Below are 13,690 nucleotides of genomic sequence, written 5' to 3' on the forward strand. Positions count from 1 at the left end.
AGTTACTATAGTGGATTTGTTGCCTACGGCTGGCAACCACAATTACAGGAGATCAACATGCTACAGACAGATCGCAAATCCTACGAAGCCCCGATGCTTCAAGAGCTGGGCGCTATGAAAGACATTACCGAGCAAGGTAATGTACCAAATGCTGACCAACTAAATGGTAAAGATGGTACTGCTTTCCCTCCCGGTTCTTGATGCAGGTTGTTTATTTAACCGTTAGCATTCCGCATGCCACTCTTTGTGGCATGCGGCTTTTATTACACGAATTAGAAAATTACTATTTTTTAAACTCAAGTAAAAAGCGCATTTAGTATATTAAGTACCAAGACTCTTTTTTTGCGAACAATGAGCCATTATGATGACATCGACGATACTTTCTTCAGCTACGTTGTTACAACGCAATCCAGACATGGTCGCTGCCAACCTTGACGGCGATCTTGTTATGATGAATGAGAAATTGGGGCGTTATTATGGCATTTCCGGCGTGGGCGCCCGTGCTTGGGAATTGCTTGAAACACCTGCAAGCATTGATGACTTAGTGAACACTATTTGCCAAGAATACGATATTGATAACGACACTTGTCATCAAGATATCAGTCGCTTTGCAGAGGATCTTATGAAGGTTAACTTAATTGAGCCAGTTAAAAAATAAGGTCTAAATCATTGTATTCTTTAAAATCACCAAATGGCAGGGCGAAGAGTTTTCTTCATAAACCGGCCTTTACAAAACGGTGGTTTATACCAGTTTGGCTAATGCTAGGTATTAGCCGACTGCTGATTCTGACGATTACTTTCCGACGCTTGGCTCCCTATCTTGGCAAGCCTCAAGGCTTGTGTGCCTACTCACATATTCTAACGAGTGACCAGGAAGAACAAGCTTTGCGTATAGCGCGGGTAATCCGTTTAACTGCGCGTTACTGCCCTTGGGTTGCCAATTGCTTTCCTCAAGCGATTACAGCACGCTTATTACTGGGTTTCTACCGCATTCCCTATTCACTCTACTTCGGGCTTTGCCGAGATCCCGATACAAACGAGTTTAAAGCACACGCCTGGGTAACTGCAGGCCGTATACCCGTTTCAGGTGGGCATAGCTTCCAGCTTTTTACCATTGTAGGTTGCTACATTAAGTCTTGATAAAATATTTTAAATATGAGTAAACACGGTTGACCTTTCCCCTGAATAATACTCTCGCTCAATGAGCATTCTTCACACTATGCCGCTCGTTGAATATGCTCAAAGGGCGGCATAATATGGAAAATCTCATTGAGCGAGTGGCACTAATCCAGGGGGGAGGCAGCTGGTCAGAGGCAAAAGCTATTGACTAGCGCTCATTGATCTTCGTTGGTATCTCCGAGGGTTGCCGGAACCGATAGAGCTTCTTGCGTCATTCAGTGCGTGCTTGTAAGCCATCTTCGGTATAAATTCAGTAGGTTCGCTTCCAGTTAGTGACCTGGCTATCTGCTGGGAAACCAGTTCTTTGAAACAGTTTCTCAGGTCACTGCCTTGCCTCCCCTAAACTTGATACCGGAACGCCGCTGGGGAAATGTCTACACGTTAGCAGGCGATACGCCCACTGATCGGATGGTACTCAATCAGATACCGAGCGGCCGCTTTCCGGGCTGTAGGCATCACCCCTTCTTCAACAGCATATCCCTCATGGCCTCAGCTCCCAAGCGCTTGTCAGCCAGAAACTTCTTCAACTTATTATTTTCCTTTTCAATCTCTCGCAAACGCTTCGTTTCATTCACTTCCAAGCCTACGCACTTGCTGCGCCAGTTGCAGAGGGCATCCCACTTGCGGTACAGGTCGCCTACCTTGGCACCTGTCTCATGTTCCTTAATGGTGCCAATAATCTTCTCTTCGGTATAGTATGCTTTTTTCATAATGAGATCTCCGTTAGCCAAATTAGCTGGAAATCTCACTGTGTTCATGGCGCTAATTGTGGGAAAAATCAGTCTAAGGCCTTAATGATATGACGTAAAAAACAACCTCAGCAATATTATGATTTGCTATTTAATCTCGATATCATTTGAGCAACAGAAGGGTACAGTAATTCGCTACCTGTTTTCGTTAAGTGATGATTATCAAAGTAAAGCGGTGCTCCACTACTAGATTTATACAGACAGTTTGGTTTGCAGAAGATATTGCCAACATTCATTCGGGAAAAATTACCTGCAGCAATATTTTCGAGCTCATTAAAAATGTTAGAATTATCCGAGTAATAATCATCAATATTCTTTTCTAGAAGAAAATCGTTGTTTTCACTAAACGACATCATCCACATAGACTGTGGAATATCATTTTCCCAAACGGGAACTGGCTCCAAATAAATAACCCTAATACCGTAACTGTCAGCTTCAGAGACTAGCGTACTCAAAGTGTTGTAATCAAAAGATTCCGCAAGCTGATGTACAAAAATTGCAGAGACATCATTTTCTACAGCTTGTTTTATAATGAAATTTGGGGAATGACCGTTTTTATTCATGGTTGAATTAGAAACAAAAAAGTATAGATGTAATTTATTTTCCCTTGCAATGTCTCTAAAAACTTCTTTAACAGCGTCAGCATGCGAATTTCCCGCGAGCATGATGCTTCCTGAAGCATCTTTATCTGATAAACCAGTCAATTCACACACGGGTTCGCCAATGTGTAAAATGCGAAACACTTTTCCACAACGATACTCTGATCTATCACGCTCAGCTTTAAAAATAAGCTGTTCCGGCTGCTCCAATTGATTCAGCTGAAAATAATCGACAGTGCTAGTGAGCAAAACTGCAGAGACACTAGCTGCAACTACGATATGTCCCCAACGATTAGCAAAAGCAATCGGCCAGCGTCGAATTTCTACTAATCGGTATAGCAAAAAGGAAGCACCAGAAATCATAGTTACCAGCAGCAATAGATCAGGAATAGAATTCGATCCATATTGCGTACCCTCAAAAGGCTCACTATTGTAAATAACGATAATTGGGAAATGGACCAAATAAATCGAATAGGAATATTTTCCAAGGATAACTAGCGTTTTTCCGATCAAGGATTGCTCAATCCTTTTTGGCATACCGCAAGCCAGCACTAAGGCTGTGGCAATAGCAATTGCTAACGCAAATATTCCAGGATGGCCGATTAGAAAAGACTTGCTTTCTCCATCTACAGGAAAAAAAGGAATCATCAATAAAGCTAACAACCCAATGCTTCCCAAGTAGCGTCTTGGCTTCATGCAGATATTACCATTGCTTGCAAAAAAAACCGCAACGCAATAACCGATTAAGAACTCCCAAATTCTAAAAGGTGTAATGAAAAAGCTGGTTTTCGGAGAGACAGTAGTTGCCCAAAAGCAAAGCACTAAAGAAGCGAGTAAAAGTAAGACAAGTAGCCACTTGCTTTTTCGAATAAAAAAATAAAGGAAGGGAATTAAAAGATAAAATTGAATTTCTACCCCTAATGACCAAAGATGAAGAAGAGGATTAAAGTTTCTATCAGAAAAGTATGAGTTATGTGTCCAAAATCCAATATTAGAAGCAAAGAAACTTCCGTAATATACTTGTTCAAAAACCTGCACCGCTTCGTTTCTTGTTGTTAAAATAACTGAAAAAATTAATGTCAAAATTATGACTACGTAGTAAGCTGGCAGTAGTCTCATAGCTCTACGCTTAAAGAATCCCAGTTTATCTTTGTGATCATACAGCACAGCCATTAAGAACCCGCTGATCACAAAAAAAACATCAACTCCTAAAAACCCGCTTTTGAAAGAATCAAATCCAAGATGAAATAACACAACTAGTAGGACCGATAGTCCTCTTAGTATTTGAATATCTGCTCTAAAGGTCATTATTAAGTTCCCATAATTTTTTTAATATTTAATATTTAATATGTGGCTTAAAGTCAGATCGTTCATAACTGCTAACTGTAGTTAGCGATATAATGATAGGTATAGATTCGTTAGTCAACTAACATCTACAGATAATTAAGGTTTAATTTTGTCGGTGCAACCCTCTAACTCCATAAACAACTCTTAATTAATAAATCTATACGCTGAAAGATTAAAAATATAGATTATTAATTATACTTTTTTAAATGAAGTTACGCGTAATTATTTAATAAATTCTAAATTCGTGAGACTTAGCTTTGTACGAAAAGTCGGTTCGCAAGCAACGGTCTATGCATGCCACGCATACCATCTCCCTAAAGCTACTGGCAAATTTTTCGTAGCGCGTAGCGATGCGACGTAATTCTTTGAGTCGACCAAAGCAGCGCTCTACCGCATTTCGTTACCGATATTTGTGCTTATCAAACCGTCTTGGTAATTCAGGTCGGGTCCTACGACGCATGTTACGTCGAGCAATCACGGGCTTCATACCGTGTCTGTCGCAATAATGACGCAGCTCATTGCTGTCATAGCTTTTGTCAGCCACCACATAACGACTACGTGTGTGAGGTCGCCCGATGCTACCGCGCAGATAAACCCTCTCTAGTGTAGAAATGAAGTACCGAGAGTCGTCTGTCTGTTGGCTAGGCGACAGAATAAAGGACAGCGGCCACCCATGACGATCACAAACCGGACGGGCTTTGATGGTTAAACCACTGCGACTACGGCCAAATCCAGGGTCTAACGGTTCTTTCGACCTCCTTTTTACTGACTCCAGCAGCAGCACGGGGTCGCGCACTGAAGTAGAGCCAATCATCCGCGTATTCAAGTAACATCTGACTATCACTTTTCCCCTAGGCAACAACTGCATAGCTGGGCTAAATAAAAAAGCAGGCGTAAATACGCCTGCTTTTTCAATTTGAAAGAGCTATTCATTCTAGCCTTTCCTAGCTTAATTCTGATGCAACCGCCTGGGCTTGAATTTCATCAAGTAAGGGCTTTAGGTTTTGATTCATATCCTCTAACGACCAAGGGCGCCGAAAGCGATAAACATTTATCTGCTGCGCCAAACGAATGCATTCATGCATAAGCTGCTCATTGGTATTGAATTCGTTGCCCAATTCAGGTCGATAAATAGCGCCCATAACGGTCTTAAAAGCTTCAACTCCTGATAACTTCACCAGGCTTGCCGCTTCCCCATCATCAGCACGCTCTAATTGCACTAATGCACTTAGTCGGTGGGCATCGTAGCGGACATCCTTGTTTACCATTAAGTGAAACTTCTCGTTACGCATCAGGTCACGTACGAGCCCTTCTGTCTCTATACCCAAAGCAGTTAACGCATCACGCCAAAGTTTGACGCGGGCTGGGCCAGGATGGAGTAGCGGCTCGGCTTCATCAGGTTTGATAACGGCCACGTCATCGGTAATTAACGGCCACTGCTGAGCATAGTGTAACCATGCGCTCATCGTGGATTTGCCTGCACCTGAATGACCGGTAAAGGCCCAAGCGCCTGCAGGGGTCTTTAGCGCACTTACATGAAGCGGTAGCCAATGGCGTTGATGTAACAATGCTCCCAATGCACTACCTAATAGAAACAGACGTACATCACCAGGGTCAGCTGCTGGGTCAGCTCCCTGAGGCATACGGCGGTCTAACATAATACGCTGGCCCTTCTCAACCCGATAGCGGGCAATACCCTCAATATGAATCTGGCAGCATTCATCGCCAATCTCTAACCAGTGGCTAAGATTAGTACCATCTTCTAGCCGATCAACGGCACCTGGGGTCGTTACCCATACATCTGGATGTTCGCATGGGGCAATTTCAGGAAGTTCAGGCAGCTCAAGCGTAGAACAAATTTTGAGCCCATAAGTAAGGTAGTAATAACGATTGTTAGTAGCGGGCAGGTTACCGCGTTTTTCCATTTGCTCCGGCAGACTGTCGTCCACGGCACAGGTAGCATGTCTCTCAGCCATTATGATTCCCTTTATGTCCTAACAAGCGCATTGTTATTGCCCCATTAAATCAACCGAATGTTAATTAGTGTTTATAAAAGCACGCTAAAAGATACTTATGTCGTTAAATAACGCTTTCAAGGGATTGCTCTAGTTCGACGAAATGCACAATAAAAACTTGCAGCTCCAGAACGCTGCAAGTCTTAATAAGCTTTACTACGAAACCTTTTGGCATAACTCCGCGTGCCTAACGCAGGCCACCCCGAGAAGCGCCGTTGCAGCCCAGCAGTGGTATGGCGATAGATAAAAAAACTAGAGCTACCACTCACGCAAACAGCCATCTTATAAAAGATCGGCAAGGGAAGGTTGGCTTACAGCCTTAGGTCAGTCTGGGCTTTGGGCAGCAAGTATTTCAGGTCGTAAAGCACGTGCAGAGGCTTACCCCAACCGCGAATAGCGTCTACCGACAGCTCTTTAAACTCATTATGCGCAACCGCCAGTATAATGGCGTCGTAAGCAGAAGACTCTGGCAAATCTATGGGTGAAATACCATAGGCCTGTTCAGCTTCGTGCTTATTCACATGTGGATCATAAACATCGGTTTGAATATTATACTCAGCCAATTCGGCAAGAATATCCACTACTCGCGTATTACGAAGATCGGGACAATTTTCTTTAAACGTTAACCCCATTACCAGGACTCGCGCATTCTCTACATGAATGCGTGTTTTAATCATTTGCTTGATGAGCTGACTGGCAACATATGCCCCCATACCATCATTGATACGGCGCCCTGAGAGAATCACTTCTGGATGATATCCAACTTGCTGGGCCTTATGTGTCAAGTAATAAGGGTCAACCCCAATGCAGTGCCCACCTACCAGACCAGGTCGGAATGGCAAAAAGTTCCATTTAGTACCGGCGGCTGCCAAAACCTCTTCAGTATCGATATTCAAACGATTGAAGATAACGGCTAATTCATTGATCAGAGCAATATTTACATCACGCTGAGTATTTTCAATCACCTTGGCAGCTTCAGCAACGCGAATGCTACTGGCCAGGTGGGTACCCGCAGTAATAACACGACGATAGAGTGCATCCACAAATTCAGCAGCTTCTTTGGTAGAGCCTGAGGTGACTTTCTTGATCGTGGTTACTCGGTGCTCTTTATCACCTGGGTTGATACGCTCAGGGCTGTAACCCGCAAAGAAGTCTTGGTTGTAAACCAACCCTGAAATACGTTCAATAACAGGGATACAATCTTCTTCCGTAGCCCCTGGGTAGACAGTAGATTCATATATGACGACATCGCCCTTACTCACCACTTGGCCTAGCGTTTCACTAGCCTTGATCAGCGGCGTCAAATCAGGACACCGGCTTTCATCAATGGGTGTTGGCACAGTAACAATATAAACAGTGCAATCACGAAGCGCTTCTAAGTCACTGGCAAAACTAAGCTGCGTAGATTCAGCCAGTAATGCTGGCTCCACTTCCAAGGTGCGATCAATACCGTCGTTCAGTTCCGCAATACGTTTAGCGTTGATATCAAAACCGATCGTCGGCATCACTTTGCCGAACTCAACGGCCAGCGGTAGCCCGACATACCCCAATCCAATAATACCTAGGCGCACTTGATTTAGCTCTTGCATTGTTTCCCTACCTCACCCTTAGTTTAAATCGTAAAAGTTTTAGTATTACCCGCCGCTGTACCCATTGGGGTTGGCCTCTTGCCACCGCCATGTGTCACGAATCATATCGTTCAGATTTCGTTGTGCCTGCCAGCCTAATGCTTCATATGCCAAGGTCGGATCTGCCCAAAAAGCAGCCAAATCACCCTCTCTTCTAGGCACCACATCGTAAGGTATCGTTTTGCCTGAGACCGTCTGGAAAGTATCCACCATTTCTAATACCGAAACGGCTTGCCCAGTGCCTAAGTTGTAAGCTCGGCAACCGCTGTATTCCAACCTCTCTAGTGCCTTAACATGCCCTTCCGCCAGATCCATGACATGTAGATAGTCTCGTTTGCAAGTACCATCCTTAGTGGGGTAATCACTACCAAATATGGAAAGCCTCTCTCGTCGGCCAACCGCCACTTGAGCAATAAAAGGCAAAAGATTGTTGGGAATTCCACGTGGGTCTTCTCCAATCAAACCGCTTTCGTGAGCACCAATAGGGTTAAAATAGCGTAACAATGCCACCGCCCAGCGCTCATCAGCCAAGCAGACATCATCAAGTACACGTTCCACCATGGCTTTTGACATGCCATATGGGCTGCTTGGCCAACCACGAGGAAGCTGCTCGTGGTATGGCACCGGTGCATCAGGGCCATAAATAGTGGCTGAAGAACTGAACACCAAACGAAAAACAGCGGCCGATTGCATGGCTTGGCAAAGCGTCACTGTGCCTGCCAAGTTACTTTCATAATAGGAAAGTGGCAATTTCACACTTTCACCCACCGCCTTCAATCCAGCAAAGTGCAGCACAGCAGAAATATCATGGGTGGCAAAAATATTATCTAACAAGGCTCGATCACGGATATCGCCTTCTATAAACGTTAGGGATTTTCCAGTAATACGCTCAACTCGGCGAAGGGACTCAAAGGAAGCATTGACCAAGCTGTCTATTACCACTACATCATAGTCAGCTTCGAGAAGTGCTAAAACCGTATGAGAGCCAATATAACCAGCGCCACCCGTAACTAGTATTTGGGAATCTCTTTCATTCATAAAACTATCCTTTAACCCAATATTGAACTGGCATGCTGGAGCCTGTTATGAAATTGGTCGTACTAGAAATTGGTTCATTGCTTCCAACATGTTTGAATTCACTTTTTTAACCTCATAGACTTCTTTAATACGATTTCGAGAAGCTAAACCCATTGTCTGTAAGTGATCTTTTTCGTTAATCATTTTGATCATGGCGTTTTTAAGCGTTTCAACATTTTTTGCGCTGGCTAAGTAACCATTCACGCCGTCAACAACCGGTCCTCTACAGCCAGGCACATCTGTTGTTAAAATAGGACGGCCAATACTCATGGCTTCGAGAATAGCTCTTGAAGTTCCCTCTCTGTATGAGGGGAGTACGAATACAGTAGCGCTGCCTATACACTTGTTTACATCAGAAACTTGGCCAAGGTAAGTAATACCACATTGGTTTTCCCACCGCGTAACGGTCTCTCGGTTGATGGCAGTTGTTAGGTTTTCATCAATAGAGCCAGCCAGGTAGAAAATGGTATCGGGGTAAGCAGCTTTAACTTCTTTTGCTGCCTCAGCATACTCTATAACACCTTTCTCTTTTATTAACCGAGCCATGCATAGGAATGAAAACCCTTCTTCAGGAACCGGCTGATAAGGATATTCTTCTATATCTACCCCGGACCCTCCCACTACGATTTTTTTCTTTCCTAATATATCAGCCAGCTTAAATAGCCATCCTTTAGACAGTTCTTTTTTATCGTCTTCATTTTGAAAAATAAATAGATCACCGAGTAATGCCGCACTACCATATAGAAATCTTGAAGCTACACGGACTAATCTGGGCTTTAAGCCGTCTGCACAATAGGCGTAACCTAACCCCGTGACCAAACAAAATACATATTTGACGCCTGAAAGCCGTGCCGCAACCGCACCTAACGCTATAGGTTTAATGGAATAACAGAAAACTGCTTTCGGGGCTAACTGCTTAACTTTTCTTATTAAACCAGCAAGTTGTGAGAGAAAACCTAAGGGGTTGAGTGAGTGCCTGTCCAAGTCATATTTTTCAATGGTTATATTAAGCGACTCGACCTCTTCTATGTAATCATAGCCAGGAACTAATGCTGCTACGCTTAGCCCTTGCGCTTGCATACTTTCAATAAGGCGACCTCGGTTATGCAGCAGGGACCTAGCGTTAGCAGCGATGAATAGCACATCAATGTTTTCTTTCACACTTATCCCCTTAAAATATTAATAACCTTTACTTATACTAACTTCACTAACAAGATTACCTGTTTTTCGCCACTCTTTAAGATTATCTATAAAACATTCAATTCCAAGCGCCATTCCATTAGAAAAGTAGCCTGATATGTGTGGTGTAATAACTAAGTTTTTGCATTGCCATAGTACAGAAGTATCAGGGAGGGGCTCTTGACGAAATACATCTAATGCAGCGCCACGAATGCGGCCAGCATTTAAAAAATCAGCCAGGCATTGCTCATCGATCAGTTCACCCCGAGAGACATTGATAAGAACTGTTTCTCGCTTAAAGTTAGAAAGCATCTCTTTATTGAATATACTTTCAGTTTCAGTAGTTCTGGGAGCTGCAATAACAATATAATCAGCACTTTTCACGCACTGTTTCAACATGTCAGGTTTGTATACTTTTTCGAAATTTTCAACACTTCTGCCACTGCTAGAAACGCCGATAACACGCATCCCTAAAAAATTAGCTACCTTCCCTACTTCTTTGCCAATATTACCAACACCATAAACCAGCATTTCTTTACCTGACAGACATGACAAAGGAGTTCTGTTCCACTCAGTGTTGTTTTTCTGCTCTATCCATCTATCCATATTTTTTTCAAAATAAAGCATTGTACCTAGAACATATTCACGCATAGCAACGCTATGAATCCCTTTTACGTTGCTAAATTTTATATTATGTTCAAGGAATGACTGACCAGCATTTTTGAGAGCCTTATCAACACCTGCACTCATCGCATGAAACCACTTTAGAGAATGAGGTGGATTGGATATCAGCTCTGAATTCACATTGTTAATATGGCCAATCAAAATGTCAGGAGTGTAAGCATAAATATCAATAGCGTTATTAAAGCACTCTACCTGATAGTCCAACCCTGCATTTCTTAACGCTTTAATAACTCTTTCCTTGATATCGGCGTTTCTTCTCTCATCAATATTGATTGCTATTTTTTTCACTTTAACTCTACCGTATTAAAAGAGAGGTCTCATACATTAAGCGATCGGCCTATTTGCAATGCAGTAGTGGCGATTTTTTGTTGGTTGTCCATAAGCTCCGAAGGATTGGCAAGCTGCCAACGTGTTTGGGCTTCACGTAATTTGGCAATTTCGGCTGGAAAGTCTAATTGGCTCATCAGAGCTTTCGAAGAAGCGGCACCTTGGTGGAAAGCTCGCGAAAGAATAACCCATTGAGAACCAAGGCGTATATGCTCACCCATTAGGATTTCTGCGGGGAGCTCACCTTGCCCAATACGCGCCATACCTCCAAATCCCCACGTTACTCCGTGCCTGTTGAATAACTCTGCAGCTAAGTCGAGTAAGCGAATAGCGAGTGGTTCAAATAGGAAACTAAGCCCCATTCCCAGAGAGAGATCGTTCAGGCCGATATGCACTTCATCGTACCCAGGTTTCAATAATGGCAACCAATCAGGTATACGCACCAAGGCTTGGGGTGTTTCAGCTAGAAAAGTAACAGGTACTCGACCATCCACCAGGGCGAGAAACTCCTCTACATCAGCCCGCTTGGTGAACATCGGCAGCATAAGCCGCTGAGCGCCGCTATCAATAGCTCCAGCCACTTCTTCACCGCTACGAGAATGGAGAGGATTGATACGTACCATAAGCTCAGCATACTGTATCGCTTCAGCGACAGCGGCTACCTCTTCCAAGCTATGAGCGGCTTTGTGAGTATCCAAGTGTCCTTGACGCTCCGCTTTACCGTTCACCTCTTGATCCATGAAAATACGTGATACGCCATGCTGCTCTATAAATGAAGCTACCTCGGGGCTGGACGTGATCATCATAAGATTCAGCTGGTTCATAATGTAGATTCGCTTTGGTTGCCGGTAGAAGATTTAGCCATCGCCTGTAGTACATCTTCATCAGCGGGATCACAACCATTAAGCGATTCGCGGTAAGTTCGCCAGTTCATACCCTCGCCGCCATAAATCCCGCCACCTACGAGCACCACTTTGACCGTACGCAATATAATCCCGATGTCATATAAGAAGCTGTATCGCTCGACATACTCAGCATCCAGCCATAATTGTTGCAGCCAGCCTAAGCTACGCCGCCCGCTGACTTGGGCTAAGCCGGTTAGGCCAGGCCTCACTGAAAAGCGCTTCATATAGCTAGGCGGTACCACCTCTTTTTGCTCCATTAGTACTGGACGCGGGCCGACTATACTCATATCCCCTTTGGCAATATTGAGTAACTGAGGTAGCTCATCTAAGCTGGTCGCGCGAATAAAGCGTCCGGCACGGGTAATTCGTGGGTCACGTCTCCCCTCAATGACCGATTCCTGTATTTGGTTAATCGCGTCAGCGGGCCTATCCAGCATGGTACGGAATTTAAAAATACGAAATGGCTTACCTCCCGTACCAGCACGCCGCTGCATAAAGAAAACAGGCCCTTTGCTATCCAGTTTTATCCACAACGCGACTAATAGCAGCAGCGGTGAAAGCACAACTAAGCAGGCGCTGCTAACGACTATATCGAAAAGTCTTTTAATGCCATCTCTCATACCAACCCCATTGTCTCAAGAAGCACGTTGTTTGCCTTACGAACGTCGTAATAGCGCCCGAAAAGTCTCAAGTTTATTTACCAAGGAGTTTTACTCCCTGCGACATTAGTAACTCTACGAATCAATGCTTTTTCAATCGAACTGATAATTTATCGAAAGAGGAAGCGGCAAGTAGTGTACAGACTGCCAAAAATTTTGTTCGGTGCCGGATGGCCGTGCCATAGTTAGTGACCCCAATAGCAAAAACGAAAATCAAAGCGCCTGCCATGAACATCAGCACAATGCACTCCTCCTTGCGCTTGACACGATGCCAGCCTTTATAGAGCCGCCAGGCGAGAAACATATACATGGCAGATGCTAGCAACCCCAACACTTGCCGCGGACTGCGCAAATCCCAGGGAAATGGCGAAAAGGTAAAGTATACAATCCGCATGGGAATCAACCACGGTTGTGTATAGGGGTTGCCCTGTGCAACGAACCCAGGATAAGCCGAGCCACCCCGAGATTCGTTCTGAAAGCGGGATTCAATCAGGTCGTCGACTCCCTCCTCACTATCCCCACCGATTGAAATTCCCTTGGCGAGACTTATACCGCCGCTCCCCACGACAATAAGTAACGCAACCGAAAAGAGTGCAATAGCTGAAAAGAATTTGCTGGCTACTTGACGCGTTGTCGCCCCGCCCTTTATTGAATAAACCAGTGTCTTACAAGAAAAATAGCCCAGATATAAGGCGATTCCTACCATCGCCCCGATCCAGCCCGGGTGAATCATAAGCGCTACGGCAAACATGGAAAACGCGGCAAAAATCCAGATAGTGCCTTTACCAGACACCCACTTTAAAAAGAAATAAACGCCCAACAGAAAAACAACGATTGAAAATTCTTCGCGTAGAGCAACGACAGAATTGAACGCAGCAAAAGGAAACAGGGCCATTATATAAGCGCTGATAACAGCAGGCTTTCTACCCCATAAACGGTAAGCCATTATGCCAGTAAGAAAAATGCCTACTAGGCCTGCTACGAGGTTCAATACCGGTAAGACGAAATGGTTATAACCAAACGCTTTGAAAAAAACGGCACCAACAGTACTGTATACATAGGAAGCACTATAATTAAAGGTATCGAATAATCTATCCCATTCGAGTTGCGACCATTCATAAGCCGTTCTTGTAAATGCGAGGGCATCACTGTTAGCGCCTGGCGGTTCGAATATTTTGTAATAATCAAGAAACATCAGCAGTATGCGGAAAGCAAAGCCAAACATGATCGGCCATAATAGCCAGCGATGCTTCATAGATACCATCAAACAAAAAACGAATGATAGTACGAACATTACAATTACAAACAGTGCCGATATCATATAGATCTCATCTAAAAAGCC

Annotated in this window: 14 protein-coding genes and 1 pseudogene; 3 read left to right on the forward strand and 12 right to left on the reverse strand. The window is 44.1% G+C overall.

Annotation, left to right across the window (positions count from 1 at the left end; translation table 11 throughout):
• The first annotated feature begins 57 nt into the window (after positions 1 to 57).
• The 3 genes from ELY25_RS17860 to ELY25_RS18210 all read left to right on the forward strand — a co-directional run bounded on the left by ELY25_RS17860 (position 58) and on the right by ELY25_RS18210 (position 1,140).
• The gene (locus ELY25_RS17860; RefSeq protein WP_185856150.1) at positions 58 to 201 is read left to right on the forward strand and encodes a hypothetical protein; all 144 of its coding nucleotides are present in this window, start codon (positions 58 to 60) and stop codon (positions 199 to 201) included.
• A gap of 160 nt (positions 202 to 361) precedes the next feature.
• Complete coding sequence (locus ELY25_RS16325; protein ID WP_126952317.1) at positions 362 to 658, forward strand: PqqD family peptide modification chaperone; 297 nt, start codon at positions 362 to 364, stop codon at positions 656 to 658.
• Positions 659 to 669: 11 nt separating this feature from the next.
• Entirely contained in the window at positions 670 to 1,140 is a 471-nt protein-coding gene (locus ELY25_RS18210) for a lasso peptide biosynthesis B2 protein (RefSeq protein ID WP_221885424.1), read from the forward strand.
• Between the two features lie 494 nt (positions 1,141 to 1,634).
• Here the strand turns inward: ELY25_RS18210 and ELY25_RS16335 are convergent, their stop codons facing one another.
• The 12 genes and pseudogenes from ELY25_RS16335 to ELY25_RS16390 all read right to left on the reverse strand — a co-directional run bounded on the left by ELY25_RS16335 (position 1,635) and on the right by ELY25_RS16390 (position 13,603).
• Positions 1,635 to 1,889 carry a transposase gene (locus ELY25_RS16335; RefSeq protein ID WP_185856153.1) on the reverse strand — a complete coding sequence of 85 codons (255 nt, stop codon included), beginning with the start codon at positions 1,887 to 1,889 and terminating at the stop codon, positions 1,635 to 1,637.
• A 116-nt stretch (positions 1,890 to 2,005) separates the two neighbouring features.
• The gene (locus tag ELY25_RS16340; protein ID WP_126952319.1) at positions 2,006 to 3,835 is read right to left on the reverse strand and encodes an acyltransferase family protein; all 1,830 of its coding nucleotides are present in this window, start codon (positions 3,833 to 3,835) and stop codon (positions 2,006 to 2,008) included.
• 265 nt (positions 3,836 to 4,100) lie between these two features.
• Positions 4,101 to 4,262 (reverse strand): annotated as a pseudogene (locus ELY25_RS16345) (hypothetical protein); the annotation flags it as partial.
• Between the two features lie 12 nt (positions 4,263 to 4,274).
• The gene (locus ELY25_RS18215; RefSeq protein WP_126952320.1) at positions 4,275 to 4,742 is read right to left on the reverse strand and encodes a transposase; all 468 of its coding nucleotides are present in this window, start codon (positions 4,740 to 4,742) and stop codon (positions 4,275 to 4,277) included.
• 76 nt (positions 4,743 to 4,818) lie between these two features.
• Positions 4,819 to 5,850, reverse strand: a complete 1,032-nt coding sequence (locus ELY25_RS16355) for a hypothetical protein (RefSeq protein ID WP_126952321.1) — start codon at positions 5,848 to 5,850, stop codon at positions 4,819 to 4,821.
• 350 nt (positions 5,851 to 6,200) lie between these two features.
• Complete coding sequence (tviB, locus tag ELY25_RS16360) at positions 6,201 to 7,478, reverse strand: Vi polysaccharide biosynthesis UDP-N-acetylglucosamine C-6 dehydrogenase TviB (RefSeq protein WP_126952322.1); 1,278 nt, start codon at positions 7,476 to 7,478, stop codon at positions 6,201 to 6,203.
• A 45-nt stretch (positions 7,479 to 7,523) separates the two neighbouring features.
• Positions 7,524 to 8,555, reverse strand: coding sequence for a UDP-glucose 4-epimerase GalE (galE, locus tag ELY25_RS16365; protein WP_126952323.1), 1,032 nt, complete (start codon positions 8,553 to 8,555; stop codon positions 7,524 to 7,526).
• A gap of 45 nt (positions 8,556 to 8,600) precedes the next feature.
• Positions 8,601 to 9,755 carry a glycosyltransferase family 4 protein gene (locus ELY25_RS16370; RefSeq protein ID WP_126952324.1) on the reverse strand — a complete coding sequence of 385 codons (1,155 nt, stop codon included), beginning with the start codon at positions 9,753 to 9,755 and terminating at the stop codon, positions 8,601 to 8,603.
• 18 nt (positions 9,756 to 9,773) lie between these two features.
• On the reverse strand, positions 9,774 to 10,745 hold the full coding sequence (locus ELY25_RS16375; RefSeq protein WP_126952325.1) for a D-2-hydroxyacid dehydrogenase: 972 nt from the start codon (positions 10,743 to 10,745) through the stop codon (positions 9,774 to 9,776).
• Positions 10,746 to 10,774: 29 nt separating this feature from the next.
• A complete protein-coding gene (locus ELY25_RS16380; protein WP_126952326.1) occupies positions 10,775 to 11,608 on the reverse strand; it encodes an aldolase/citrate lyase family protein in 834 nt (277 codons plus the stop codon).
• Positions 11,605 to 12,309, reverse strand: coding sequence for a sugar transferase (locus ELY25_RS16385; protein WP_126952327.1), 705 nt, complete (start codon positions 12,307 to 12,309; stop codon positions 11,605 to 11,607). Before ELY25_RS16385 ends, ELY25_RS16380 begins: the two co-directional genes overlap by 4 nt.
• Positions 12,310 to 12,430: 121 nt before the next feature.
• Positions 12,431 to 13,603 carry an ArnT family glycosyltransferase gene (locus ELY25_RS16390; protein WP_126952328.1) on the reverse strand — a complete coding sequence of 391 codons (1,173 nt, stop codon included), beginning with the start codon at positions 13,601 to 13,603 and terminating at the stop codon, positions 12,431 to 12,433.
• Positions 13,604 to 13,690 lie beyond the last annotated feature (87 nt).

This window comes from Vreelandella populi, assembly GCF_003989825.1.
Classification (GTDB): domain Bacteria; phylum Pseudomonadota; class Gammaproteobacteria; order Pseudomonadales; family Halomonadaceae; genus Vreelandella; species Vreelandella populi.

Coding starts and splice junctions, on each gene's coding strand:
- ELY25_RS16385 (WP_126952327.1), bottom strand. CDS start 12,309: ATGAGAGATGGCATTAAAAGACTTTTCGATATAGTCGTTAGCAGCGCC.
- ELY25_RS16380 (WP_126952326.1), bottom strand. CDS start 11,608: ATGAACCAGCTGAATCTTATGATGATCACGTCCAGCCCCGAGGTAGCT.
- tviB (WP_126952322.1), bottom strand. CDS start 7,478: ATGCAAGAGCTAAATCAAGTGCGCCTAGGTATTATTGGATTGGGGTAT.
- galE (WP_126952323.1), bottom strand. CDS start 8,555: ATGAATGAAAGAGATTCCCAAATACTAGTTACGGGTGGCGCTGGTTAT.
- ELY25_RS16335 (WP_185856153.1), bottom strand. CDS start 1,889: ATGAAAAAAGCATACTATACCGAAGAGAAGATTATTGGCACCATTAAG.
- ELY25_RS16325 (WP_126952317.1), top strand. CDS start 362: ATGATGACATCGACGATACTTTCTTCAGCTACGTTGTTACAACGCAAT.
- ELY25_RS16340 (WP_126952319.1), bottom strand. CDS start 3,835: ATGACCTTTAGAGCAGATATTCAAATACTAAGAGGACTATCGGTCCTA.
- ELY25_RS16390 (WP_126952328.1), bottom strand. CDS start 13,603: ATGAAGCATCGCTGGCTATTATGGCCGATCATGTTTGGCTTTGCTTTC.
- ELY25_RS17860 (WP_185856150.1), top strand. CDS start 58: ATGCTACAGACAGATCGCAAATCCTACGAAGCCCCGATGCTTCAAGAG.
- ELY25_RS18215 (WP_126952320.1), bottom strand. CDS start 4,742: ATGCAGTTGTTGCCTAGGGGAAAAGTGATAGTCAGATGTTACTTGAAT.
- ELY25_RS16355 (WP_126952321.1), bottom strand. CDS start 5,850: ATGGCTGAGAGACATGCTACCTGTGCCGTGGACGACAGTCTGCCGGAG.